18 protein-coding genes and 1 pseudogene are annotated in these 25534 nt (G+C 36.4%); 12 read left to right on the top strand and 7 right to left on the bottom strand.

The annotated features are described in order from the left end of the window. Window positions 1-6: 6 nt before the first annotated feature. Window positions 7-186: a DUF559 domain-containing protein gene (locus UP17_RS28985; RefSeq protein ID WP_250211706.1), complete on the bottom strand. Its 180-nt coding sequence runs from the start codon at window positions 184-186 to the stop codon at window positions 7-9. 395 nt (window positions 187-581) lie between these two features. Between UP17_RS28985 and UP17_RS20025 the strand changes: the two genes are divergently transcribed. Genes UP17_RS20025 through UP17_RS20010 form a run of 4 tightly spaced genes read left to right on the top strand, consistent with a single transcriptional unit; the run spans window position 582 to window position 7691 of the window. After that, window positions 582-2012 carry an ATP-binding protein gene (locus tag UP17_RS20025; RefSeq protein WP_061464690.1) on the top strand — a complete coding sequence of 477 codons (1431 nt, stop codon included), beginning with the start codon at window positions 582-584 and terminating at the stop codon, window positions 2010-2012. After that, window positions 1996-4719: a Z1 domain-containing protein gene (locus UP17_RS20020; protein WP_061466191.1), complete on the top strand. Its 2724-nt coding sequence runs from the start codon at window positions 1996-1998 to the stop codon at window positions 4717-4719. Before UP17_RS20025 ends, UP17_RS20020 begins: the two co-directional genes overlap by 17 nt. Next, on the top strand, window positions 4673-5632 hold the full coding sequence (locus UP17_RS20015) for a PD-(D/E)XK motif protein (protein ID WP_250211705.1): 960 nt from the start codon (window positions 4673-4675) through the stop codon (window positions 5630-5632). Before UP17_RS20020 ends, UP17_RS20015 begins: the two co-directional genes overlap by 47 nt. Window positions 5633-5651: 19 nt before the next feature. Next, window positions 5652-7691: an AIPR family protein gene (locus UP17_RS20010; RefSeq protein ID WP_061464688.1), complete on the top strand. Its 2040-nt coding sequence runs from the start codon at window positions 5652-5654 to the stop codon at window positions 7689-7691. Window positions 7692-7785: 94 nt separating this feature from the next. Here the strand turns inward: UP17_RS20010 and UP17_RS20005 are convergent, their stop codons facing one another. After that, window positions 7786-8229, bottom strand: a complete 444-nt coding sequence (locus UP17_RS20005) for a very short patch repair endonuclease (protein WP_061464686.1) — start codon at window positions 8227-8229, stop codon at window positions 7786-7788. Between the two features lie 221 nt (window positions 8230-8450). Between UP17_RS20005 and UP17_RS20000 the strand changes: the two genes are divergently transcribed. After that, the gene (locus UP17_RS20000; RefSeq protein WP_061464684.1) at window positions 8451-10523 is read left to right on the top strand and encodes an McrB family protein; all 2073 of its coding nucleotides are present in this window, start codon (window positions 8451-8453) and stop codon (window positions 10521-10523) included. After that, window positions 10495-12947: pseudogene (locus UP17_RS19995) on the top strand (DUF2357 domain-containing protein). The gene UP17_RS20000 and the pseudogene UP17_RS19995 overlap by 29 nt, the downstream one beginning before the upstream one ends. 175 nt (window positions 12948-13122) lie before the next feature. Here UP17_RS19995 and UP17_RS19990 read toward each other — a convergent pair. The 3 genes from UP17_RS19990 to UP17_RS19980 form a co-directional block, all read right to left on the bottom strand. Next, on the bottom strand, window positions 13123-13410 hold the full coding sequence (locus UP17_RS19990; RefSeq protein WP_061464682.1) for a hypothetical protein: 288 nt from the start codon (window positions 13408-13410) through the stop codon (window positions 13123-13125). A 128-nt stretch (window positions 13411-13538) separates the two neighbouring features. Continuing rightward, window positions 13539-13757: a helix-turn-helix transcriptional regulator gene (locus UP17_RS19985; RefSeq protein WP_061464680.1), complete on the bottom strand. Its 219-nt coding sequence runs from the start codon at window positions 13755-13757 to the stop codon at window positions 13539-13541. A 583-nt stretch (window positions 13758-14340) separates the two neighbouring features. Continuing rightward, on the bottom strand, window positions 14341-15735 hold the full coding sequence (locus tag UP17_RS19980; RefSeq protein WP_061464678.1) for an aminotransferase-like domain-containing protein: 1395 nt from the start codon (window positions 15733-15735) through the stop codon (window positions 14341-14343). A gap of 223 nt (window positions 15736-15958) precedes the next feature. Here UP17_RS19980 and azlC point away from each other — a divergent pair, with 223 nt between their 5' ends. Continuing rightward, on the top strand, window positions 15959-16669 hold the full coding sequence (gene azlC / locus UP17_RS19975) for an azaleucine resistance protein AzlC (protein WP_061464676.1): 711 nt from the start codon (window positions 15959-15961) through the stop codon (window positions 16667-16669). Next, a complete protein-coding gene (locus UP17_RS19970; RefSeq protein WP_061464673.1) occupies window positions 16666-16998 on the top strand; it encodes a branched-chain amino acid transporter permease in 333 nt (110 codons plus the stop codon). Before azlC ends, UP17_RS19970 begins: the two co-directional genes overlap by 4 nt. Window positions 16999-17342: 344 nt before the next feature. Here UP17_RS19970 and UP17_RS19965 read toward each other — a convergent pair whose 3' ends face one another. Then, window positions 17343-17855 carry a hypothetical protein gene (locus tag UP17_RS19965; protein ID WP_250211703.1) on the bottom strand — a complete coding sequence of 171 codons (513 nt, stop codon included), beginning with the start codon at window positions 17853-17855 and terminating at the stop codon, window positions 17343-17345. Between the two features lie 18 nt (window positions 17856-17873). Further along, entirely contained in the window at window positions 17874-18368 is a 495-nt protein-coding gene (locus tag UP17_RS19960; protein ID WP_061464671.1) for a hypothetical protein, read from the bottom strand. A gap of 193 nt (window positions 18369-18561) precedes the next feature. Between UP17_RS19960 and UP17_RS19955 the strand changes: the two genes are divergently transcribed. The 4 genes from UP17_RS19955 (at window position 18562) to UP17_RS19940 (ending at window position 24877) form a co-directional block, all read left to right on the top strand. Beyond that, on the top strand, window positions 18562-18768 hold the full coding sequence (locus UP17_RS19955) for a hypothetical protein (protein WP_061464669.1): 207 nt from the start codon (window positions 18562-18564) through the stop codon (window positions 18766-18768). Between the two features lie 658 nt (window positions 18769-19426). Beyond that, window positions 19427-20737 carry a short-chain fatty acid transporter gene (locus UP17_RS19950; RefSeq protein ID WP_434218703.1) on the top strand — a complete coding sequence of 437 codons (1311 nt, stop codon included), beginning with the start codon at window positions 19427-19429 and terminating at the stop codon, window positions 20735-20737. Window positions 20738-21529: 792 nt separating this feature from the next. Beyond that, window positions 21530-22699 (top strand): serine hydrolase domain-containing protein, encoded by a 1170-nt coding sequence (locus tag UP17_RS19945; RefSeq protein ID WP_061464667.1) that lies wholly within the window; start codon window positions 21530-21532, stop codon window positions 22697-22699. Between the two features lie 93 nt (window positions 22700-22792). Then, on the top strand, window positions 22793-24877 hold the full coding sequence (locus UP17_RS19940; RefSeq protein WP_061464665.1) for a serine hydrolase domain-containing protein: 2085 nt from the start codon (window positions 22793-22795) through the stop codon (window positions 24875-24877). The last annotated feature ends 657 nt before the right edge of the window (window positions 24878-25534 follow it).

Raw genomic sequence — 25534 nt, 5'->3', positions numbered from 1 at the left:
TCAATTCTAATTTTGTTCTTTTGCATTACATATTTCTCTAACTATCTTTTGTATGGTTAAATCTAATTCCTTTTTAACTTCATGCTCCCATATTCTTAGAATATGCCAGCCCTTTTCTATATAATAGGAAGTTACTTCTTCATCTCTCTTTTTATTTCTAGATAATTTATTCTCCCAATAATCCAAGTAATTTTTAGGATAATTGACATGAATGGGGCAATAATGCTAGATACATGAATTGATTAAAAACCCAAAGTACTATATTTTACATCCAATATCTTTTTCCAAGTTCATAAGAAACGATTTCTAATAATTTTGATTTGGATTTAATAAGGTGAGTTTGGTTATCTGTCACAGCCCTTTCTTCTTTGTGTACACTTTTCATATAAGCAACTAAGATAACATTCTAGAAAATTTATAATTATAAAAATGGTGTTAATAAAAATTATTGGAGTTTTAGTAGCAGTAAATTATAGTCAATGTTAGATTAATAATATGGACAAATTTTACTATAAATTAAAAATTTTAAAACTATGGAGCTGTTAAATTAGTAATCGATAATATAAGAGGTTGGTGAGGTATTGAAAACGGAAGTAGTTCAACCAATAGTAACAAATTTTATAAAGTCTTTGAGGGATATTGGATATACATTTGAAGTGGCTGTCGCAGATGTGCTTGATAATAGCATAACAGCAAAAGCAAACAATATACAAATTGCTTGTATTCCAAATCCTAATACAGTTTTTACATTATTGGATGATGGTAAAGGTATGTCTAATGGTGAACTTATTGAAGCTATGCGTTTAGCGGCAAATGATCCTGATTCTCCTAGAGAAGGAGCTGATTTAGGTAAGTTTGGATTGGGATTAAAAACTGCATCTTTTTCACAATGTACAGACCTAACGGTTTTATCAAAAAAGAAAGGGGAAGTTTCTCTAAAACAATGGGACTTGCACTACATTTCAAAAAAAAATGAGTGGTTACTAATAACTCCAGACATAAATGAGTACGAAAATATTCCTTTATTTGAGGAGTTTATGAAACAAGAAAGTGGGACATTAGTTGTATGGCGCAGGATCGATTCATTTCCAGATTCAGACATACCTGATAAATTAGAAATTTTAAGAAGTCATTTATCTTTAGTATTTCATTGCTTTTTAGAAGGGGTCGTACCAGGTAAGAAGGCATTGACAATTCATGTTAATGGTCAAAAATTAGAACCATATAATCCATTTAACCCGAGACATATAGCAACGCAGCAAATGGTAGCAGAAAAAATTAAATACTTAAATTCAGAAATAATCGTGCAACCCTATATATTACCACACCATTCGAAATTATCTCAAGAAGAATTTGACAAATACGCTACAAAAGATGGTTACACTAAATCTCAGGGATTTTATTTATATCGTGCCCATCGTCTGCTGATACATGGTACATGGTGGGGTATGCATAGAATAAACGATGCACATAAGCTTGTACGTATTAAAATAGATATACCTAATAATCAAGATTTAGCGTGGGGCATTGATATAAAAAAATCATCGGCCAATCCGGTAAGTGAAATAAAGAACGACCTAAAGCGTATCATTCAGCAAGTAACAGTCAAGGGGTCAAGACCTTTTACTGGCAGAGGCAAGAAGATTGAAGACAAGACAACCACTAGATTTTGGGAGCTGGTTGCGGAAGATAATAAAATTCATTTTGCCATAAATCGAGAGCACCCGATCATCAAAAATCTAGAAGATACACTAAGAGAAGACCAACACCATTTATTAAATGTTATTTTAATGGGTTTAGAAAGCTATCTGCCTCTAGATGCGATTGTAGCTCAGTTGAACTCGAATCCACTAAAAGTAAACCAAGAAACACTAATTAATGAAAATGAGATTAAAACTCTTGTGGATAATTGGCGTTCAAAGGGTATTAGCGAAGCCTTCATTAAAGAATTACTTAAGACGGAAGTTTATAAAAATAAGGAGGTTTTTTTTGAAAATGCAAACCAACACTGAGAATGATCATTATGTTATGTATAAGCATGTAAAAGAAAAGATTGCAGGAACACTTGAAGAACAAAGTAGTTTGCAAGAAGATACCATCCAGGACAAGATTGAGGAATGGAAAACAGTGATCACTGATACGTCACCTCAGGTACTAAAGATCATTTTAGGGATTAAAGATATAAATAATATACGCAAGTTAACTGAAGAAGAATGGGAATATATCCGAATTGAGTTAGAACAATCTTTCAACGTCCGGATCACTACTGGGATTCTTGTAACAGGAGAAGAACAAAAGACGAGAGACTTGACTTGGTGGACGGGTAAAAAACAATTATTATCAGATAACTATTATCTAAACAATTATATGAATTACATGAAAGGTGACTTACCGGGGAAAGTACTTGAAACCATTAATGAAGATACAGATGCGATTATGAATAATCTAGCTGACCCTGATTTAGATGATTTTTCAAGATACGGGATGGTTGTAGGGCATGTACAATCAGGGAAGACCTCCAACTATGCTGCGTTAATTTGTAAGGCTGCGGATGCCGGATATCGTTTTATTGTCGTCATCGCAGGCGGACAAAATAACTTACGAAACCAGACACAAACGAGATTAGACGAAGTATTTGTAGGAACGAATTACAAAGGTGTAGGACAATTATCTGGTTTTAAAAGAGAGAAAATGCCTGATAGTCTTACAAATGCGGAAAATGACTTCAAAATTGAGACCGCAAGAGCAAGAGGAACAACAAACTTTGAGAATATGCAGCTGCCTATTTTAGTCGTTATCAAAAAACATACACAAACCTTATCCCATCTTTTGGAATGGTTAGATATTCATTATAAAAATCAAGTGGATAAAGCCATGCTGGTTATTGATGATGAATCTGATTATGCGTCTATTAATACAAAAAAAGAAGAAAATCCAACCGTTATTAATGAGAAAATCCGATTATTATTACAAAAATTTAAAAAAAGTGCTTATATTGCCTATACCGCTACACCATATGCTAACATCTTCATTGATCATGATGCTAATAATGATTACATAGGAAAAGATTTGTTTCCGAGTGATTTTATATATGCTTTAGATGCACCATCTAATTACTTTGGTGCGGAAAAGATTTTTAATAAAGATAATGAAAAGTATGTAGTAGAAATTCCTAATACTGAAGTGGATTTTGAGTTTGATGAAAATGTCTCATATCCGATAAATAAAATCCCTTTTTTCATAAAGCATAAAGTCGACTATGACAGTGATTTAAAACGACTACCTGAGAGCTTATATGATGCCGTTCGTTTATTTGTAATTAATATTGGTATTCGCAATTTACGTAATCAAAAGAAACATAATAGTATGTTAATTCATATTTCAAGATTCACCAACGTCCATATTCGGGTCAAGAAACTTGTAGCCAGTTACTTTGAGGATTTAAAAGCTAAGATAAAAGCGTTTGGAAACTTAGCTGATCCTTGTAAGTATTCTCAAGATTTAAAGGCAATGAAAGATACCTTCAATGGAAGGTTAAAAGATATCGAATTTGATTTCGAAACAATATTAAAAGAAGTGTCCCTAATAGTAGATTCAATACAGATTGTGGACGTGCATCAAAAAGCAAAAATACCCTTAGCGTATCGAAAAGATATTCAATCGAATGTTATAGTTGTTGGCGGTTTAAGCCTCTCCCGTGGTTTTACATTAGAGGGGCTAAGTGTTAGTTACTTCTTACGAACAACTATTTACTATGATACATTAATGCAAATGGGCCGTTGGTTTGGATATCGAATTGGCTATGAAGATATTTGCAGAGTGTACTTAACCGATGATATGAATAAGAAGTTTGGTTTTATCATTGATGCTACGAATGAATTAGTCAATCGATTAAATGATATGCGTGAGGAAAATCTAACACCGAAAGACTTCGGGTTGGCCGTCCAATTGCATCCAGATAGTTTGCTCCAAGTTACCGCCCGTAATAAATCAAAATATACAGAAGATATGTATTTAGAGATGAATCTAGATGGACAGTTTAAAGAAACTAGATGGATTAGCAATATAAAAGAAGATCTCGATGCAAATGAAATTCTATTAAAAGAAAGCATAATAGCCTTACAAAATGGCGGTTATGAACACTTAGATACTGGTAGTCACGTATGGAAAAATGTTGACAAGAGTATTATTCAAAAATTCGTTTGCAATTTTCAATTGTACAAAAATGACCCTCTAGGTTTAAAATCAAGAATGCCAATTGAATTTATTAAAGAATATATTGAAAATTGTAATTTAGATTGGGATGTGGTCTTATTCAATGGTAAAAGTGAGGCGGCATTCCAGGCTGATTCAATAAAAGTGAAGCGACAATTCCGTACTGTGAAAAATAAGGCAGGTTATTACGAAGTAACCAATAGACAGCTTTCAAGGGCAAATCCAGAAAGAATTATTATGCAGGATAAATTTAAAAAATTAAATTCACATAAAATGCGTAAGAAATTGGTTAAACCATTAATATTTTTACACGCTTTAGAAGTTGAGAATGATAAGGATAAAATCAATGCTGTTGGCTTCAGTATCAGTTTCCCGATTTTAAAAGATACATTTACTAAATCGTTAAAAGTAAAAATTAATAGTGTATATAAAAAGCAGCTGGAAGAAGCATATAAAGATGAAAATGGTGAATATGGTGAAGACATTGTCCTCGACGAAGAATAATCCCTGGTTAAATTTAGACCGGCTGAGTAGGATTAGAGTTAAAGAATCTATCAAATACAATGCTTTTTGGATTGTAGATGCCCTAAATCAATATGGATTAATGATCCAATGTGATGAAGACTTTATGGCGCCAATTCGAGAAATTAAACTGAGTGGTATTCAAATTCAACTTGATCATACTTCCGCACCAAATAAACTTATTTTACTATTAAAAGAACAGAAAGATTGGGAGATTTTTTTTATCCTATGCAATGATTTAATAAATGTATTTAAGGAACATGATGAAGATATTATTATTAATGTCATGAAAAGGCTAGAACGCTGGCAGAACTTATTACGAAAATCGATTTTTAGAATAATGTCAAAAGAAGAACAGATGGGTTTATTTAGTGAATTAAAGGTTTTACGAGATTACATTATTCCTGTTTATGGATATTTTACTGGGGTCCATGGCTGGGTTGGTGCGCTTGGGGATAAACAAGACTTTCTATTTGAGAATTTAGCGATTGAAGTGAAGTCCTTTAGAATGACATCAGGTAATTCTGTCTGGATTTCATCCAAGGAACAACTGAATTCAGAAAAAAAACCTTTATATCTGTTCGCCTGTGCTTTAAATGAATCAGGCAGCGGTGAGAGTATTGCTGATTTAGTCCAGTCGATTACGGGACAAATTGAAAATGAAAGCATTTCAACCGAGTTTATTGAGAAGGTTGAACGATATGGTTATTTTCCAGAGTTAGCGCAGGAATCCTTATCAAAGTTTCTATTGGAGAAGGTTAACGGTTATGAAGTAAGAGATGGATTTCCTAATATAGCTTTACATCACGTTTCTCCATTGATTACAAACATGAAATACAGTATTGATTTATCAGGCTGTTCACAATTTAAGGTGAGTATTAACTCGATTTTATAAAGGAAGGGGGGTGTAATTAATGATAACTTTACAAGAGTTCCATCAAGACTTCTTACAATCTATCCTTTCTGATTCAGAAAGCCGCGGATTAATGAAAGCTCAATCATTTTTCGAATTAGTATGTGAAGATCTCATGCAAGTGGGGGACTTAACAAATAATTACGAAATGGCGGAATTTATTAAAACGGGATGCGAAGTTTATGGATATGATTATGATGAGGATCGAAAAATATTTACACTGATTAATTTTCAATTCTTTCAGGATGATACAATTGAAACATTAACTAGACACCATGTAACTACAAAGTTTAACCGATTGAAAAAATTTGCTTCCTTAAGTATGGCAGGATTACATAATGACTTAGAGGAGACGTCTGAAGCTTATTCTTTGGCATTTAATGTACATAGGAATGTGCATAACAAGTTAATTGATAAATTTCGTTTGATTATTTTAACTGATGGTAAGTTGACAGGTACCATTTCACGTATACCAAATGAGTCGATTGAAGGTATTGTTTATGAACATAAAATTATAGATATAAACTATTTATATAGTATCTTTATGTCTGAAAATGCCTCTGGTTCTTATGAAATTGACTTGAATATACCATATCTAGAAGTCCATAACCAATCGAATGAATATCAATCATATTTAGGGATTATGGACGGCGAACAATTATTTAATATATACGATGAATACGGACAAAAACTTCTTGAGCAAAATGTTCGTACTTTTTTACAATTTAGAGGCGGGGTAAATAAAGGAATAAGAAATACTATTGAGTTTAAACCTGATATGTTTTTCGCCTATAATAACGGAATTACTGCAACCGCAACACATGTTGAAACGAAAAATGGATATATCACCAAAATAACCGATTTTCAAATAGTAAATGGCGGTCAAACAACTTCTGCTATCTATGCTGCTAAAAAGAACTCAAAACTGGATATTTCAAATGTATCTGTCCAAATGAAATTATCAGTTGTTAATAATATTGAGAAAAAAGGTGAGTTTGTATCGAGCGTGTCACAGTATGCTAATACTCAAAACAAAGTGAACAAATCTGACTTCTTTTCTAATAGTCCGTTCCACAAAGAAATGAAAGATTACTCTAAGCGCATTTGGGTGGCTGCTCACGGAGGTTCTCAGAAACGCACTCACTGGTTCTATGAAAGAGTGCGCGGGGAATATTTAAATGAGCAGGCTTATTTAACGCCTGCTAAGAAAAAACAGTTCCAAATTGAAAATCCAAAGGAACAGCTGATCGAAAAGACGTTCCTGGCGAAAAGCGAAAATTCTTGGGACCGGAAACCGCATATTGTTTCGAAGGGTGCCCAATACAGCTTTGAGGAATATGCTAATTCGGTTACAAATACATTAGAGAAAAATGAGCTGGCGATCACAGAGAATTATTTTAAGGATGCAGTAGCAAGGGTTATTCTATTCCGGGCCACAGAAAAAATTGTTTCCAAGGCATCTTGGTATCAAAATGCTTTCAGAGCACAAACCGTGGCTTATTCAATCGCATTGCTCTCTCATTCTATTAAAAAAAGGAATCTATTTTTAGATTTTGGTAGAATATGGGATGAACAACGATTACCAGTTGAATTGAAAGAAATAATGAAGGTTATAACAAAGAAAATTTACGAGAGGATTACAAATCCTCCACACGGTTCTGCTAATATCGCCCAATGGTGTAAAAAAGAGCAATGCTGGAATGATATCCGCGGTATCGAAATCGATTTGATACTGTTGAAAAAATTGGTTGTCACTACTGAAGAAGCAAAATATGAACAAAAATCAGGAAAGAAACAAAAAGAATTAGAAAACGGTATTGAAATTCAAATGTTTGTTGTTCAAACTGATTTTGAAACTTGGGTCCAACTTTTTGGGTATTATATGAGCAATAATAACTTTAGATCGCTTACAATTACACAAAGGGACATCCTAAAAAAATATACAGATGGCAAAATTCCTTTACCATCCGAAAAACAGTCAAAAGTGCTCTATGCATTATATCAACGGGCAGTTAAAGAAGGATGGGAAGTTTTATCGTAATATGTACAATAAACAAAATACTTAAATCCCATCCACAACTCTGATTTGCGGATGGGATTTATTTGAATTATTTAGAGTCCATACTTTTTTCCTGTTATTTGGTAAGATGATAATTTTTATTTTTTTGTTCTTTTGCATTACATATTTCTCTAATTATTTTTTGGATGGTTAAATCTAATTCTTTTTTAACTTCATGCTCCCATATTCTTAGAATATGCCAGCCTTGTTCCATATAATAGGAAGTTACTTCTTCATCTCTCTTTTTATTTCTAGATAATTTATTCTCCCAATAATCCAAGTTGCTTTTAGGCATGTTTCCATGAATGGGGCAACAATGCCAGAAACAAGAATCAATAAAAATCACTATTTTATATTTTTTTATAGCTATATCTGGTTTTCCAAATAATGTTTTAACATTTCTTCTATACCTAATACCATTTCTCCAAAGTTCCTTAGCTACGATCTCTTCTAATTTAGATATGGACTTAATAGCCTGCATATTTTTTCTTCTTTGGGAAACTGTATGATTATCTGTCATGAACTAATCTCCCTTTCAAATTCAATTTTTATTTTATAGTTCCCAATTTATAAAAAAAATCAAACAAAAATTAAAATACAAAACGACTTGTATTATAGAATAGTATCCAGGGGTACTGTATTAAGATCAAGATACTTGTCAAAAGACCGAAAGCAGATATATTAATTTATCAATTATTTAACCCGAATTTTAAAAATAAAATATTCAAGGTGGAATCTTTTGTGAAAAATGTAAGAAGTTGGGAAAAGGTTGATAACCTTAAAAATTTAATTGGCAGAAAACAAGTAGATTGGTCGATTTTTGAGTATGGCTCCCATATTCCGTCTGAATTTCATGAGGATTTTGCAGATGCAAATGGTGAGTACTTAAAAAATGGGAATAAAAAAAATGTTGAATTAATCATAGATGATAAATCATATCTAGCAAATCTTGTGAATAATAAACGGGATGAATCCAAGGATGCGCTACAGCTCCGATATGACTCAAATAAAGAACTAAAGGAACTGATGAAACATCAATTTAAATCTTCCTTTAAATATATTTCTGAACATAAAATAGAAAAGTCCAAAAAGCCAGTAATCACACCATCAGAAGCAGCTGAGTTTATTGATTTTTATAAAACTGATAGGCCATATGTATATCAAGTTAAAATAATAAATAAAAAACAGGAAACAAAATTTTGGTGGGTAAATCAAGGAAAAGCATACAATGAGCAAAAAATGGGAGGGTATTTATGGGCACCGCAAAAGTCAAAACAAAATCGAGCAATATCCTATCATACTGATTTATTGAAAGCGGAGGAAGGGGACCTAGTATTCTGTTACTCTCTCCAAGAAGTAAGATCAATTGGTATTGTTCAAAAAAATGCAGAGGCAGGAGATCAGCCCTCTGAAATGGTCAGCCATGGATGGAAGAGAGACGGAATAATTTTAGAGATGAAGTATTTTGATTTAGAATCGCCATTTACTAAAGAAGATATTCCATTGGAATGGCGTATAAAAGAAGAAAATGGACCTTTCGACCGTAATGGAGATCTTAAGCAAGGCTATTTTTATTCAGTTTCTGAAGAACTTTTAAATAGGTTATTTGAGCGGTTTTCTGGGAAATTTCCTGAAGAGATTAGAAATAAACTTATTAGCTATTCATTAAATGATCCCATCATATTAACGAAAGAAGAGGATAGAGCTTATATGAATATCTCCTCCAAAGACCTAATTAACCACATCCATTCTTACATTACAGCCAAAGGTTTTTACTACACTAAAGAAGAAGTCACCAATTTGTTCTTATCCCTGAAAACAAAGCCATTTGTAATCCTTTCCGGTATTTCTGGTACAGGGAAGACGAAGATTGTTCAGTGGTTTGCAGAGAGTGTGGGAGCTACTGAGGTGAATGGACAATTTACGTTGATTCCGATTCGTCCGGATTGGAATGATGGTTCGGATTTGCTTGGGTATGTGGATATTAAGGGAGACTTTAAGCCAGGTCCGTTTACGACTGTGATTGAAAAAGCGGAACAGAATCCGGATGATCCTTATTTTGTCTTGTTGGATGAGATGAACCTAGCGCGGGTGGAGCATTATTTTAGCGATGTGTTGAGCGTGATGGAGAGCCGTAAGTGGGAGGATGGGAAGATGGTTACCTCTGCACTTCTTTCTGCTGAAATGGCGAAGCGGGATATTAGGCTGCCTGTGAACCTTTATGTTATTGGAACTGTCAATATGGACGAAACGACACATCCTTTTAGTAAAAAGGTGCTCGACCGGGCAAATACGATTGAGTTCAACCGGGTGGAATTATCGAATCTTGCATTTCTGGAAGAGCAGGTGGAAGTGGAAGCAAAATTGGTTCAGAATCATATGTTCCGGTCGAAATATTTGCACTTAAAGGATCTTTATTTGGGGAATCAGGAGCTTGTTGAAAAGGTTACCGCAGACTTGGAAGATGTCAATCAATCATTGCAGCTTACCAATGCCCATATCGGTTATCGGGTTCGAGATGAGATATGTTTCTATCTTGCTTATAACGAAGACAGTGAATTGATGAATTTTGAGAATGCATTTGATCATTGTATTTTACAAAAGATCCTGCCGCGTATTTCAGGCAGTGATACCCGGGTAGAAAGGTTATTAGAGGGTTTATATCGTTTGTTTACTACAAAAGAATATATTGATGATGAGGAAAGTAATGAAATCAGTATACGTACAGCGAGATATCCGATAAGTGCCGGTAAAGTAGTAGAGATGCTTAGGAGGTTACGAGATGATGGCTTCACATCCTTCTGGATCTCCTGATGATGTCGACTTGGTCAAAATAGAGGCAGCGGCATATTCATTAGTGATTAATGGAAAGCCGTATCATCACCGGTACGAGGGGTTAAAACAATATCGTAAGATGGATTATCATGATCTAATGGAATTTTCTGTTTCAGGAGAAGACGTTCAAAGTGTTGAAGTCTATGATATTGAATTAGGAAAGTTAACTGAATCCCAGCAGGTGCGGCCAATTTTCTTTGAAAATGGGACATATCAAGTGCTTATCATTTCAAAACAAAATCAAGAGCTGGACTTTTACCATGAACATCCTATATTACGCCAGGCAATATCTCGTATGGAATTGAGTGGAATGTCACTTTTAACAGGGAATCTTCAATTTCAAAATGAGGTAGGGTATACGACTTTTGAAGTTCGTTCAGGTGCACAAACGTTAGTGGAAGTAACGATTGAAATTTTTCCGGTTAAATTGGATTATCAAAAAGATTATCGACAGCTGCTTGAGGAAGTGAATGATGAGATTTATAACTTGGCTTTTCACTTTATCCGGAAAACGTATTTAGGGGCAAACATCAAACTTGAAGGCAAGCCAAGCAGGGCTGAATTCTATCGTTTGATGACGAAGCATTTTAAACAGTTTATTCAGGCTGTTAACCGAATAGAGAGGCAGCCGCATCATGTATTAGAAAAAACATATGTAAAAGCACGCGGCGATCAGCTCAGCAAGACTGATTCTTATACACGGAAGGATTTGCAAAAACGGAGTCAGTCTTTTATGGAAGTGGAGAATGGAATTAGAATTCAAGGGAAAACAATGATGCCGCGTGAAGGGGTTAAGCCTAAAAAAGAGCTGCGTTACGATACGATGGAAAATCGTTATGTGAAATGGATGATGGATAGGCTGATTCATAAGTTTGATGATTTGTTGGGCGTTTAATGAATAAGAATAAGCGCTGGAAGGAAGAGCCTGATGCGGAACTTCTGTTACGGCTGAATCAAATGAAACAGCAGCTTGAGTCAAGGAAGATCAATGTCTTTTGGCGATCGATTGGCAGACTTGATCGATCGGTGATGAGCTTGGTTCTGCAAATGGCACCAGGTTATCGAGATGCCTTTCAAATTTATTTAACGGTCTCAAAAGGCCTTATGCTGCAAGGAAAGCTATATCAAATGTCTGTTAAGGATGTCGCTACTTTATATGAATACTGGACTTTTTTAAAGCTAGGACAAATTTTGAGCAGTAAGTATACCTTGTTGAGTCAGGATATTGTCAGCGTGAACCGAGATGGGCTGTTCGTGAATTTAGAGGCGAACCAAACAGCAAAACGAGTCTTTGAGCACCCAGTAACTAAGGAAAAGATTGAACTAATCTATCAAAAATATGAGAAAGATTTACCGACCATTCCTCAAAAGCCAGATTCAATGTTGACGATTGAGAAAAAAGGCAAGAATCACCGCTATAATTATGTATTTGATGCCAAATACCGAATTGATTATGCACAACCTGAAAGCTATTATCAATCCCATTATAAAACGCCGGGACCGGTGGAGGATGATATTAATACGATGCACCGCTATAGGGATTCACTCGTTTCGATGAGTAATGGTCCATATGAGCGGACAGCATTTGGAGCGTATGTGTTGTTTCCTTGGGGAGATGAGCAAAGTTATAAAGATCATCGTTTTTATGAGAGTATTGATAAAGTCAATATTGGCGGTTTGCCATTTTTGCCAAACGCTACCGATATGGTCGAGCGATTCCTAGAGTGCCTCATTGAAAAAAGTCCTGAGGAAATACAGCGTGAAGGGATATTACCTAGGGGAACGAAAGAGGAATGGGAATCAACATTAGAAGAAAAAGTACTTGTCGGAACGGTTTCGAACGAAGCAATTTATCGAGACTTTATTCAGCAGGGCTACTATCAGATCCCTGTTAATAGCCTAAAAAAAGGCTGGCAAGAAGCAAAATATGTCGCACTTTATACGACTTCAGAACTTGGGGAGAACGGTGTTAGAGAGTATGGAGAAATCAAGCGAATTGCTACTGAAAAAGATTCTGTCCGTTTCTTTATGGAGGTTTGGAAGAATACAAAGCAGGTTATCCGTCCTGTGAAATATGGCATAGCAACGTATATGATGACAACTCTTTCTTTACTAAACGATGCGAAAGAGCTGCCTGAGCTGTACATGAAAAACAAGCAAGAAACCACTCTTTGGAGGATGTTGAGAAGGATTTCAGGTCAGATTGAGATTAACCTGGACAACAAGGTTTTGGACGAAGCCTTAGGAGTAGTGACTTTTTCTTTTAAAGGAATTGAAATCTATTTGGATAAAGAGAAACAAACCTTATTCATCAGGAATGATAGTCAGGAACGAGTAATAGGTACTGAGTTACTATTACATCAGCCTTCTAAAGTATTTAAAGAAGTTCTTAGTTTGCTTTGAACCACTATACCTTTGTATGGTGGTTTTTTATGTTTTTGAACTAGGGTGGATTGCTATTAATGGCATTTTTCGGCAAGATTAATGGCTGCTTCCATGCCGGGCCAGTCACCTCCAAAGTCAAATGCCAATACGTTGTCACTAACTTTTTTACAACCTATATGAAGTTTTATTTGGATTAGTGTACAAAGCGTTGCACAATTTGAGAAATCATAAAAACCAACAAACTTGAAATAATAGCTCCGACCAAAATATTATAGCCTGAAATGAAATCATTATAGAATCCAATTGTTCCAATCAATAAAAAAATCAGAATAAAAACATATGATATAGAGAGAGAAACTAAAATTTTACGAAAAACACGTTGATCTGCAACAACGTAACTATCGTTCCACTTATCGTTTTTTTTCTTGACTAAGAAATTAATTACTTGATAACCCATAACAAGAGAAGCTATCCCCCACATAATCCAGAAATTACTTCCTGTTTCATCTACAAAAATTGAATAACATGATTATCCAAAGCCTAAGAATAAGCACATATAACCAACTAAAATCATCCACTTTTTTAAACGCATAAAGATCCCTCCTGAATTTAATCTTTTTTTTCTTCTAAAAAGAATAATTTATCGATTGGTTCATTTAATACAGCAGAGAGCATTAAAACAATTCCTATTGAGGGTTCGTATTTTTGTTTTTCCAAAGCAACGATGGTTTGTCTGTGTACACCTATTCGATCCGAAAGTTCTTCTTGGGTAAAATCATGTAATCTTCGAAAATATCGCACGTTGTTTTTTACTTTTTCTCTTTTCAAATATTTCACCTCTTATGTATAGTATTATATACAAAATGGATTGAAAAGAATACATTTTAAAACCAATGATCCAGTCGTGCCTAACCTATATAATCAAAAAAAAGAGACATCCCCAAAGGAATGTCTCTTTCCCCTATAAACTAATAACACTCATCATCCCCTCATGAGTAGCTTCCTCTATCGTCCGCGGACCAAGGCAATCCCCTATTTGCTTCACGATGGGAGCATGGCCTTTCATTTCTTCGAATAGCTCTGTGTTGGGTACGCGGCCAAGGGAGAGGACGATGGAGTCCCAATTGGTTAGTTCTTGTTTTTGTTGGGTGAATAGGTTCCGGATGATGACGTGATCTTCTTTGATTGCCCCGATGTCGTAGTGAGGAAGGAGTGTAACGTGAAAGCATGGTGCATTTCAAACAAGAAGAATATATCCATTACTGCAAGCATTAACGAATCAATGTGAAATAAAGAGGCATGAGCCCGGTAGTTTACCGGGTTCATGCCCTCAAGGCTGCCTAATTAAATAAGGTGTCTAGCTTTTTGGGTTCACCTCATATGGTGAGCTCTTTTTTGTTGCTTTTAGCCTTTATAAACTATCCAAATAATTTTTAAGTGTTTCTAATCCAATTTTCAACTCATCTAATGAGTTTGTTGACGAAAGTGAAACACGCAAATACTTATTGGGTATTGTCGATCCGCTAAGAAAACGATCGGAATGAAAAATTCGAATGCCCTTTTTTCTTAAATCCGTTTCCAACTGTAACGGATCTATATGTTCTTGGATAGAAAGCCAACGATAAAAGCTAAAGGGATGTCCCATAGGATTTCCGATAGGGAAATATTCCGAATAAATATCATTTGCAGCCTGTGCAAGCTGTTTCTTTTGGGAAACAATTTCATGAGCCTTTCCTGATAAAATAAGCTCCGTGATTATCTCTGCATCTAGAGAGGACGTCTTTACATTGATCTTAAAAATAGCTTGTAAAATACTCTCGCGAAAAGCATCCCCATAGACCATGAAGGCGACTCTTAATCCTGAGCAAATGCATTTAGAGGTTCCAGAAATATAAACGGTCTGATCTGGAAGTAAATTAAACATGGGTTGATGATAATCAGAGATAATGCCTGCTGTTAGGAAGGCATGAATATCATCCTCAATCAAAATTAAACGGTATTTACGTATGATTGCCGCCAATTCATGCTTTCTGAAATCTGAAATCATAACAGTGGTAGGATTGCAGCAAGAAGGCATTAGAAAAATACCGTGAATCTTTGTTTGAGAACATTGCTTTTCAAGTTCGTCTGGCAGCATTCCAAATTGATCTCCGGGAATGGGTACTAATTGTATGTGAAGCAATTTTGCTAACTCGATAAAATTTGAATATGTATGTAAATCGATTGCAATACGATTACCAGGCTTAAACAACGCAGTCAATGTAATAGCCAATGCGTTTTGGGCTCCAGAAACAATGGCTACATGCTCTGTGTCTGCGTTAATGCCGAATGATTCCATCCAATTTAGCCCTGCTTTTTTTTGATGAGGGATACCTGTCGGATCATTGTAATTCAGTAGTTGGTCCAAATAACTTTTATCTGAAACCGTCTTTATATTCTCTGCAACAATATTATTGGTTTGCTCAAAAGAGGCTACAAAACCAAGATCAATATTGTTTGTGCTTTTATCTGTAGAAATGGTAATGGAACGAGCTGCATTAGGAGCAACGAAGGTCCCCCTTCCAGTAACCGCATAAATCAAACCCTTAAACTCGCATAATTTGTAGGCGCGCGTAATAGTTGTAAAGTTTAGGTCAAGAAAGTCTGCCAATTCTCGTTGTGGGGGTAACTTTGTTCCAGGTGCTAAAAAGCCTTCTATAATATCTTGTTCAAGTAAAGATGCAATTGAATAGTAAAAAGGACGTTTCAATGCTTTCTTATCAGGTTTCCAGGACATTGGATAATTATCAAATGAATTTACTGGCATAAGTCACCTCTCTCAACATTTTCATACAATAATAGCATTATTGTATGGATTTTGTGAATTTTGAAAGAACGTCTCTAAAAAAGAGTCTATTGCCATAAGAAAGTAAAAAAATCTATTAGAACCACCAGTGAAGAACATTGTATTCCATACAATGTTCTTGTTTAGTGTATGGATTTAATGTGTTAAATTTGAAAAAATACTAACTTCTTAGGATGTGAATCATATGAACAAAAAAAATCAAATATGGATGGCATTTCGTTCGGCCTTTCCTTTTACAATTCCGATTTTTGCAGGATTTGTTTTTTTGGGAATTGCTTATGGAATTTATATGAATTCTTTGGGTTTCAGTGCAATTTACCCAATTATAATGAGTCTTACAATATTTGCGGGATCCATGGAATTTGTTGCAGCTAATTTATTGCTCATAGCGTTCAATCCGATTAATGCCCTTTTTGTAACTTTAATGGTGAATGCACGCCATTTATTTTATGGTATTTCCATGCTTGATAAGTATAGGGGAACAGGGAAGAGAAAATATTATCTGATTTATGGAATGTGCGATGAATCTTTTTCCATTAATGGTACCGTTAATGTTCCAAAAGATGTAGACAAGGTCTGGTTTATGACTTTTGTAACTCTTCTCAATCATTTCTATTGGGTTTTAGGAGCAACAATAGGCGGAGTTTTTGGATCTCTTGTGCATTTTAACACAGAAGGGCTTGAATTTGTTATGACTGCTCTCTTTGTCGTAATCTTCATTGAACAATGGATGAAAGAGAAAAAACACCAAATTGCGCTCGTGGGGCTTGGACTTTCGACAGTAAGCCTTATTATTTTTGGGGGAAACACTTTCATCATCCCTGCTATGGCCGCTATTTTGGGGATGCTGACCATTCTTAGAAAACCGATAGAAAAGGGGGAGGTCACAATATGATGATGAGTTTAACGCAACAGATCATCACGATTGCTATGGTGGTCTTAGGGACAATGCTAACAAGGTTTCTTCCATTCGCTATTTTCCCATCGGGTAAACCCACACCAGCATATGTTCAGTATCTTGGCAAAGTGTTACCTTTGGCGACATTAGGACTGTTAGTAATATATTGCTTCAAAGATGTAAGCCTATTATCCGGTAGTCACGGTATCCCTGAATTTATTGGAGTAGTTACGGTAGCTCTGCTTCACTTTTGGAAGAAACAGATGCTTCTCTCTATTGCGGGTGGAACGATTATCTACATGATTATGGTTCAATCGATTTTTTAATAGTATTGATAATAGTTCTATTCTTTCTCACCTCATTCTTTATACCAAGGTGATAGATAAATGTCTCAAAAGGTTCCTTTTTCATTTTTAATTATTATAGGTCTAATGCTATTTACATTGTAAGTCCCTATCATTATTTCCACTATTTGTTTGAATCTCTACCAAACATAGATCTAATGTATAAAGGAAAGATAGATAAAGTTTTGCCGCGGTCATCTGATTTACCTTCTATATGCAGAGTGAAAAATGAAACAAACAAAAAGTAGGCCCAAAATACACCACTCATGTAGTAAATTTAGGGCTACTTGACGTTTTCTTTTTAGTTAGGGTTGGGTAGCCTAAGACTATTCTCTTGCCAATGTATTGGATTGCTTCACTTCCATTTGAATGGACTGGAAGGGTTCTTTTCCAAAGAAAGCTTGAGCTCTTTTAGCCATATCACTTAACATCACGTCATTCTCAATTAATTTTTCCCTCATGCGGTCTACCAATTGGAGGGCGTTTGGTCCTGTGATTTGCTTTGCTACACGCTCAAGGAGAACTTTCGTATCAACTGAGTATTTTTGTGCGAAGCTATGACACATCACCATATTTTTCCTGAGTGCATAAGAATATTCACTTGTAAAAGCCCTTCGGATGCATCCGCGTGTCCCGGCGTAACCGTATGAAATTTCGGAAGCGGCCCGATAAAAAAGAACCATTCCATCTGCGTGACTGGATTCCGGGTGCAACCGAAGTTCACTTATCAACGAAATTAAATGTTGAACCACTATTTTAGCTGACTCCGTTGTTTTCCACCATTCCATCAAATGTTGGTGATCTACCATACTTATTTCCAAGGGTTGTGAAGTAGGCAATATGCTCTTCTCTCCTTCCTATAGACGCGGGATTGCCTGAATATTCTGGATTCGTGTACGAATGATCTTCCATTCAGGTCCAAGAAAGGCTTTGCCGAGACGTATCGCTTCTTTGATTGATTCTGCGATTTGGCGGTTTAAATATCTACTTTGTTCAATCAAATAAAAAGTATCCGGCTTCGCACCTGTTATTGCTAGTTCAAAATTAGGGTTTAATTGTTTTTCGCTAATACGCAGTGTATCAAGTTCAAACACAAGCATATCCTTTGCAAGAGAAATGGATTCTCCTTGTTGTATCCTCATGATTGTTCCACGTACTGAATCAAATCCGTAGCCAATATCAGCTACTGAAGCGTGGTAAGGATTAAGCCCCGGTGCAGTCCGGATGGATGGAATATCTCGAAAACCTGTCGTAATAGAACAGACGACTTCTTTAGCAGCTAGACCTTTTTCTAAGGCTTTATCAATGGCTTCAAGATAAACTTCCCTGTGATTGGGGTAGATGTCATTCATTTGTTTCCCCCTTAGCATTATATGATTAGGACTTTTAAGAAATATACTCCCTTGAATAAGATTATATTTCAACGTTTTAAAAAATAATTAGTCGGAAGCTTTTGAGTCAACAGGACCCGATTCAAAACAAAGTAGCAAGCCATGCCCATTTTCGGCACTGCCTAAAAGAAAAAAGCCTTGCAGAAGTTCTGGAGTGGTTATCCGCCAGCTGCAAGGCTTTTCTTTTCCTTTGGCTCTTTTCGTAAGGATTGTTGCTTATAAAAAGAGGAGGGGGGGATTTACTTTTTATGGTATTGTATGTACAGAAGCTTATTCAACAAAAGGGCAGTTTAACGGTGAAAGAAATTTAGAAGATTTTGTTGTGATTTTGAATTCAATAAAAAACAACGTGGAAGGATGAACAAAGATTAATAAAAAAATAGTAGGTGGGTTAATTGCATTAACTGCTTTATTAATTTGCATTCCCTTAATAATTTTTTTTTCTTATGAGGAATCAGAAAAATTCGAGGGGTTTCCAGTACCCAAAACTGCTGAAATAACAGCTAATAAGAGTAAACTGGTAGCTTATAACTGGGGCCCCGCTTCAGAAGAAAATGGTCTGCCTTTAAGGTACCAAGCAATCATTAAACTATGGGGTTGGGAGAAAAAAGAGCGAGAAGGTAGTTTAACCGTTTACGAAAAAGATGGACAAGAAGTAGATGTTATTTCACAGACAGACTATTTATCTCTTAGCACTTCTGGAAATTGAACTCAAAGCTTTTAATTATCTTATCCTTGTTTATTTGATTTTTTTATTCAATAATCGGGAGCTTTAATGGAATAAAGGTCCCTTTTAATTATGACGCTTAGAGTGAAAAGGCTCTGAGCGTTTTTGCTTTCTATGGACTAACCCTGTTAACATCTTAACTTCTCAACTGTTTAACAGATTTACTTCCACAATGAACACAACCTATACCTGAAGCAAATCGAGCTTCACGGATAGATAGAGGAATATGTTAATAATTGTAGAAATTACAAAGGGGGCTGATTTTAAAAAGGAGGATAAAAAGTTGAAAGTAATGGTAGCCTTTTTTAATCGTGTTATGCAGAGGTATTTACCCGATCCATTTATATTTGTTATTATTTTAACTTTTGTTGTGTTTGGATTGGGACTTATTTTCACCGATAGCGGGCCTTATCAGATGGCTCAGCATTGGGGAAATGGATTTTGGGGATTGCTTCTTTTTGCTATGCAGATGGTTCTTGTTTTAGTAACTGGACATGTATTAGCTAGTAGCAGAATTTTTAAAAGGGGATTAGGTGCTCTTGCATCTATGGCTAAATCTCCAGGTCAGGCAATTATTATTGTAAGTGTCGTTTCTCTCGTAGCAAGCTGGATAAACTGGGGATTCGGACTTGTTATTGGGGCTTTGTTCGCTAAAGAATTAGCGAAAAAAGTAGAAAATGTTGATTATCGCCTTTTAATTGCGAGTGCTTATTCTGGATTTCTCATCTGGCATGGTGGAATATCTGGATCAACTCCATTGACTATTGCTACTCCAGGCCACTTTTCCGAAGATTTAATTGGTATTATCCCAACAAGTGAAACGATATTTTCTAGTTTTAATCTTTTTATTGTTATAGCTTTAATCATAATCGTTCCATTAGTTAATCGATTCATGATGCCTTCAAAGGAACAAACAGTGACTGTAGATCTTGCTCTCCTAGAGGATGATGTCCAGGCAGCTACTATTGAAAAAGAGGATTTGACTCCTGCTGAGAGGCTTGAGAATAGCCGGATTATCTCTCTATCAATTGGGATATTAGGGATTGTTTTTCTTTTCTATTATTTTGTACTTAACGGTTTTAAACTAAATCTTGATATTGTTAATTTCTTATTCTTATTTTTAGGAATTCTCTTTCATGGTACTCCAAAACACTTTTTAGAGGCTGTGGTTAATGCAGTAAAAGGAGCTAGTGGGATCATCATCCAATTCCCTTTTTATGCGGGGATTATGGGTATGATGACAGCATCAGGTTTAGCTACTGTTATATCTAATGGTTTCGTTTCAATATCTAATGAATTTACATTCCCGTTATTTGCGTTTTTAAGTGCAGGATTGGTCAATATTTTCATACCTTCTGGTGGAGGTCAATGGGCGGTTCAAGCGCCTGTCATGCTGGATGCAGCGACAGCACTTGATGTATCCATTCCAAAAACGGCTATGGCGGTTGCCTGGGGAGATGCATGGACTAATCTAATCCAACCATTCTGGGCACTCCCTGCTCTTGCTATTGCTGGTCTAAAGGCAAAAGATATTATGGGTTACTGTGTATTGACTCTTTTTGTAAGTGGTATTGTTATTTCACTAGGACTCTTGTTTTTCTAAAAAGGATTTTTAGATTAGACAGTATTTAGGATGATAATGAATGAAAAATAAAGGATCTATTCAACTAGTTAAATTTGAATAGCTCTTTTATTTTTTGTAGTGTTGTCAGGAAAATGTGGATTTACAACGTTAAGACACGAATAAAACTTTTTAATTCCTCTTTTAAATATAATGTGAACTTTTTCTATACAGGGTGCACCCACATGCCCATCAAGCCAAGAAAATAGGTCACTCCCAAAACGATAAATTGAGCTTATAAGTTACAAGAAAGTCCAAAATTTCGTTCTGGGGGTACTTCAAAACCTTAGCTTGCTGGCGATAGGGTCACCATATCAAAAAAAGAAAATTGTACGTTTAGACACATTTTTCAACCGCTTCCTATATGTTAAGGGATTGGTTATTTTTTTTACAGTTTTTTATAATGAAATTCTAAATATCTAATTATAATTGGTGAAAAAGACGATCAATAGTTTGGGTACGGAAATGATTCGAATTTACATTCTTTCTTAATGCATATTATGGATAAATAAGGTAAAATATGGGTTGGGTGGTATGTCTCATGTTGCGTTAATCTAGCAATAACTAAGGATACATAATATGCTTTCATACCTTTAAATAATTTTGTTATAGAAGGGGTGTAGATTTAAATGGCTCAAATTGTTGATATTGATAGATACCTTTGTACTGGGGCTTTAATCTATATGAGTGAGGGCCTTTTCCCTAAGCCTTGTCAGGAGGTAAGGAACAGTAAGCAACCACCTATACAATATTAATAGAGGAGAGGAATGCCTTATGAAAATACGTAGGCAAATTACATTTGCAAGTCTGGCCCTTTTAATAGCTGGAAGTTCCCTGTTATATACAACGCCAACCTCAATTGTAAAAGCAGAGCCCACTCAAAATGTATCTAGTTCATTACAAACAAGCAACCAACGAGATTGTAGTTCCGTCAAGGAAGCAATGCGGGATACATTGCAATTTGGATACCCGGGGATACTTGCTAAAACTTCTGAGCGTGGAAAAACGTGGGGTTATGCCGCTGGGATTGCGGATCTGAGAACCAAAAAACCAATGAAAACAGATTTTCGCTTTCGCATTGGCAGTGTGACGAAGACGTTCACCGCAACAGTTGTACTTCAATTAGCTGGAGAGAACCGCCTGAATCTAGACGACTCCATCGAAAAATGGCTGCCTGGTGCCATTCAAGGAAATGGATATGATGGTAACAAGATTACCATCCGGCAGATATTGAACCATACAAGTGGTATCGCTGAATACTCAAGGTCAAAAGACGCTGATTTTACGGATACAAAAAAATCGTATACGGCTGAAGAGTTAGTGAAGATGGGGGTTTCTCTGCCTCCAGACTTTGACCCAGGAGAGGGGTGGTCTTATTCAAACACAGGATACGTATTACTGGGTATTCTTATTGAAAAAGTAACTAGAAACAGCTATGCGGAAGAGATTGAAAATCGGATTATTGAACCACTTGAATTGTCGAATACATTCCTACCTGGCAATTCAAGCGTTATTCCAGGCACCAACCATGCCCGTGGATATGTCCAACTAGACGGAACAAGTGAGCTAAAAGACGTTACTTATTATAACCCAAGTGCAGGTAGCTCTGCTGGAGATATGATTTCTACTGCTGACGACTTAAACAAATTCTTCTCTTACTTGCTCGGTGGCAAATTACTGAAAGAACAACAACTAAAACAAATGCTTACTACAGTCCCTACAGGAAAAGAAGGAATCGATGGATATGGTCTTGGAATCTATGAAACTAAGCTTCCGAACGGTGTCTCGATATGGGGACACACAGGTGGCATTCTAGGGTTTACTACTCTTGTTGGGGGTACACTTGGAGGCAAGCATACGTTGGCTGTCAATTGGAACAGTTTGGGTAGCGCTGACAGTCCTAATCCTTTTAAAAATATTTTACTTGCTGAATTTAGCAAGTAGGTCAAAAGGAAGAACGGATAAATTTTATCATATTCTAATAGCTAAACAAATAAATGATGAAATCGATCACTTATCAAAGGAGGCAATTTCCTCATGAAAAATAAGCTAACTGGTGTGTTAGCCGCTATATTAGCGCTAACTATGATCCTACCAACAGGGGCGAAAGCATTTTCTGACAGTAAGACTACAGTTGTAACTATTGAAGAAGTAGCTAGCCAAGAACTGAAGAAGATTGCAGCAGAGAAGGCTGCGCTACTCACGAAGTCCCATGGGGCGACTAGCGTGCAGTATGCGCTAATTGATAATGGCAAACTTATTTTGTCAGGGCAGGCTGGCAAGAACGATATGGAAGGGGAACAGCCGTTAACCAAAGATACTCTATACGGGATTGGTTCAGTCAGTAAAATGTATGCAACAGCGGCCGTAATGAAATTAGTCGACGAAGGAAAAGTCGATTTGGATGCTCCTGTCGTCAACTATGTTCCTGATTTTAAGATGAAAGATGAGCGGTACAAACGCATTACACCGCGTATGTTGTTGAATCACTCCTCTGGCTTGCAAGGTTCCACGTTAAGTAATGCATTTTTATTTAACGATAATGATACCTATGCCCATGATACCTTGTTGCAGCAATTGTCGAACCAGAGCCTGAAAGCGGACCCAGGCTCGTTCTCGGTATACTGCAACGATGGCTTTACACTGGCCGAAATTTTAGTGGAAAGAGTCAGCGGTATGAGCTTTACAGAATTTCTACATCAACGGCTTACAGAACCTTTAAAGATGAATCATACAAAAACGCCGCAGGACAAATGGAGAGACGAGAAGCGGGCTGGACTTTATTTTCCGGCGTACCAAGGGCAGCTTCCAATTGAAGCAGTGAATGTGATTGGTACGGGAGGGATCTCTTCCACGGCAGAAGATATGGTAAGATTCTCACAACTATTTATGGGACAGGGAAAAGGGATCCTCTCTGATAAAGTAGTCAAGGCAATGGAGCAAGAGGAATATAAAAAAGGGATGTGGCCGGGGGATGGAGATAATATTTTTAACTATGGTCTCGGCTGGGATAGTGTGAAACTATACCCATTCAGTGAATATGGGATAAAAGCTTTGGCTAAGGGCGGCGACACGGCACTGCAACATGCTATACTGGTCGTGCTTCCGGAACAGAAAATGGCAGCAGTTGTGTTGTCATCCGGTGGACGGAGTTCTACAAATCAACTGATGGCGACTGAATTGCTGCTCGCTGTGCTTAAAGAGAACGGTACTATTAAGGACATCAAGCCGAACAAATCCTTTGGCAAGCCGGTCAAGGTCAAGATGCCTCAAGATGTGACAAAGAAAGCGGGCTTTTATGGCAATAGCGAAACTCATTTCAAAATTGAAATTACGAAGAATGGAGAACTGTTCTTACCATCTAATCGAGAAGAAAAATATGTATATACTGCGGATGGAAGCTTTATTAATGAGAAGGGTACTTCCAAGCTCAACTTCGTGACCGAAAAGAATGGAAGAACTTATTTGAGGGAGAGCACATATAAATCGCAGCCAAGCTTAGGGCAAAGTGTGATGACTCACTATTTAGCTGAGAAACTAGAAAAAAACGTGCTATCAAAGAAAACCGCTGCTGCATGGGCAAAGCGGGAAGGCGTCAAGTTCTATCTTGTGAACGAGAAATTTAGTTCTGTTGAATATCTCGTACAACCGAAACTTATTACCACACAGATTACTCGCAAGGAAGGCCTGGAAGGCTATTGGGATGGCAGAAAAATTACAGGTCCGGACACCGCGGCGCATCAGCTCCAGATCCCCGTGATGAATGGTCGTGATACGACGGAAACCCATTTCTATACAGAAGGCGGCAATGAATTTATGGAGATGGCCGGGTTGTTATACGTAAGTGGAACTAACGTAAAACCACTTGATGTAGGGCAATCATCTAAAGTTACGCTGCAAGCAAATGGGCATGCGAAATGGTTTACGATCCCGCAATCGGCAGCCGAGAAAACGATGACCGTGACGTTGCCATCGAAGGGTTCGTTCGCGGTGTATGATGAGAAGGGAGTATGCGTCGATTTTACCATTGTGAGCGGCAATAACAAAGTAAAACTGCCGAAGAACGGAACGGTTGTATTTGCTGGAGCGCCGAACTCGGAATTTGTAATCACGTTGAACTAGCTACAATTCAAGATGGACTTCAACAAAACCAGTACGACACAGAAAAGGTGTTTTGCTGGTTTTGTTTGTATTTACGCATTATCTTTACAAAGAGGGTTTCCACGAATAATATGACGCTCAAACTCTGCAAGAACAGCTAGCATACCAGTTCTGGGCGATCATCTTTTGCTCCACTCATTTTCTCGGTGAGCACTTATTGTAACCTTTATCGTTTCGGGGGTGACCTGTTTTCTTAGCTTGATGGGCATGTGTCTGTACCCCTAATACAAAAGTGACGATGCTTCAGTAATATAAACCTTCATTATTTGTAATTTATAGTCAGGTATTAGCCTATAGATATGCAATTTTAATAAAAAACAAGTTAGTTAACATAAACCTCTTTATCGTCATTAAAAAATACAGGTAGCCTGGGTTGAATGTGCAAAATAGCACTTAAAATAAGCGCAAATTATCGACTAAAGTGACATGTCAGGCTATATTCTATGTGATTTTTAAAAAGTGTTTCTCACTCGCTGCAGGCTGTTATCTGTTTTTAATAAAACTTATTTGTTAAGTAACCAAGCCGAAAAGAAACCGAAATGAACTTTTGATAAAATAAGTTTTTCTGGAGATGGATTTTTTGTTAGTTAAAGAGGGGGAGCAAAGTTGGAGGATCAT

Source organism: Peribacillus simplex (assembly GCF_001578185.1).
GTDB lineage: Bacteria > Bacillota > Bacilli > Bacillales > DSM-1321 > Peribacillus > Peribacillus simplex_A.
This window is presented reverse-complemented; position numbering and strand designations above follow the sequence as displayed.

What these genes read in the sequence shown, in the direction of transcription:
- UP17_RS19950 (WP_434218703.1), top strand. Translation starts at nt 19,427, where the DNA reads ATGGTAGCCTTTTTTAATCGTGTTATGCAGAGGTATTTACCCGATCCA.
- UP17_RS20015 (WP_250211705.1), top strand. Translation starts at nt 4,673, where the DNA reads ATGAAAATGGTGAATATGGTGAAGACATTGTCCTCGACGAAGAATAAT.
- UP17_RS20010 (WP_061464688.1), top strand. Translation starts at nt 5,652, where the DNA reads ATGATAACTTTACAAGAGTTCCATCAAGACTTCTTACAATCTATCCTT.
- UP17_RS19960 (WP_061464671.1), bottom strand. Translation starts at nt 18,368, where the DNA reads ATGAATGACATCTACCCCAATCACAGGGAAGTTTATCTTGAAGCCATT.
- UP17_RS19980 (WP_061464678.1), bottom strand. Translation starts at nt 15,735, where the DNA reads ATGCCAGTAAATTCATTTGATAATTATCCAATGTCCTGGAAACCTGAT.
- UP17_RS19945 (WP_061464667.1), top strand. Translation starts at nt 21,530, where the DNA reads ATGAAAATACGTAGGCAAATTACATTTGCAAGTCTGGCCCTTTTAATA.
- UP17_RS19940 (WP_061464665.1), top strand. Translation starts at nt 22,793, where the DNA reads ATGAAAAATAAGCTAACTGGTGTGTTAGCCGCTATATTAGCGCTAACT.
- UP17_RS20005 (WP_061464686.1), bottom strand. Translation starts at nt 8,229, where the DNA reads ATGACAGATAATCATACAGTTTCCCAAAGAAGAAAAAATATGCAGGCT.
- UP17_RS20020 (WP_061466191.1), top strand. Translation starts at nt 1,996, where the DNA reads ATGCAAACCAACACTGAGAATGATCATTATGTTATGTATAAGCATGTA.
- UP17_RS19970 (WP_061464673.1), top strand. Translation starts at nt 16,666, where the DNA reads ATGATGATGAGTTTAACGCAACAGATCATCACGATTGCTATGGTGGTC.
- azlC (WP_061464676.1), top strand. Translation starts at nt 15,959, where the DNA reads ATGAACAAAAAAAATCAAATATGGATGGCATTTCGTTCGGCCTTTCCT.
- UP17_RS19990 (WP_061464682.1), bottom strand. Translation starts at nt 13,410, where the DNA reads ATGTGGGGGATAGCTTCTCTTGTTATGGGTTATCAAGTAATTAATTTC.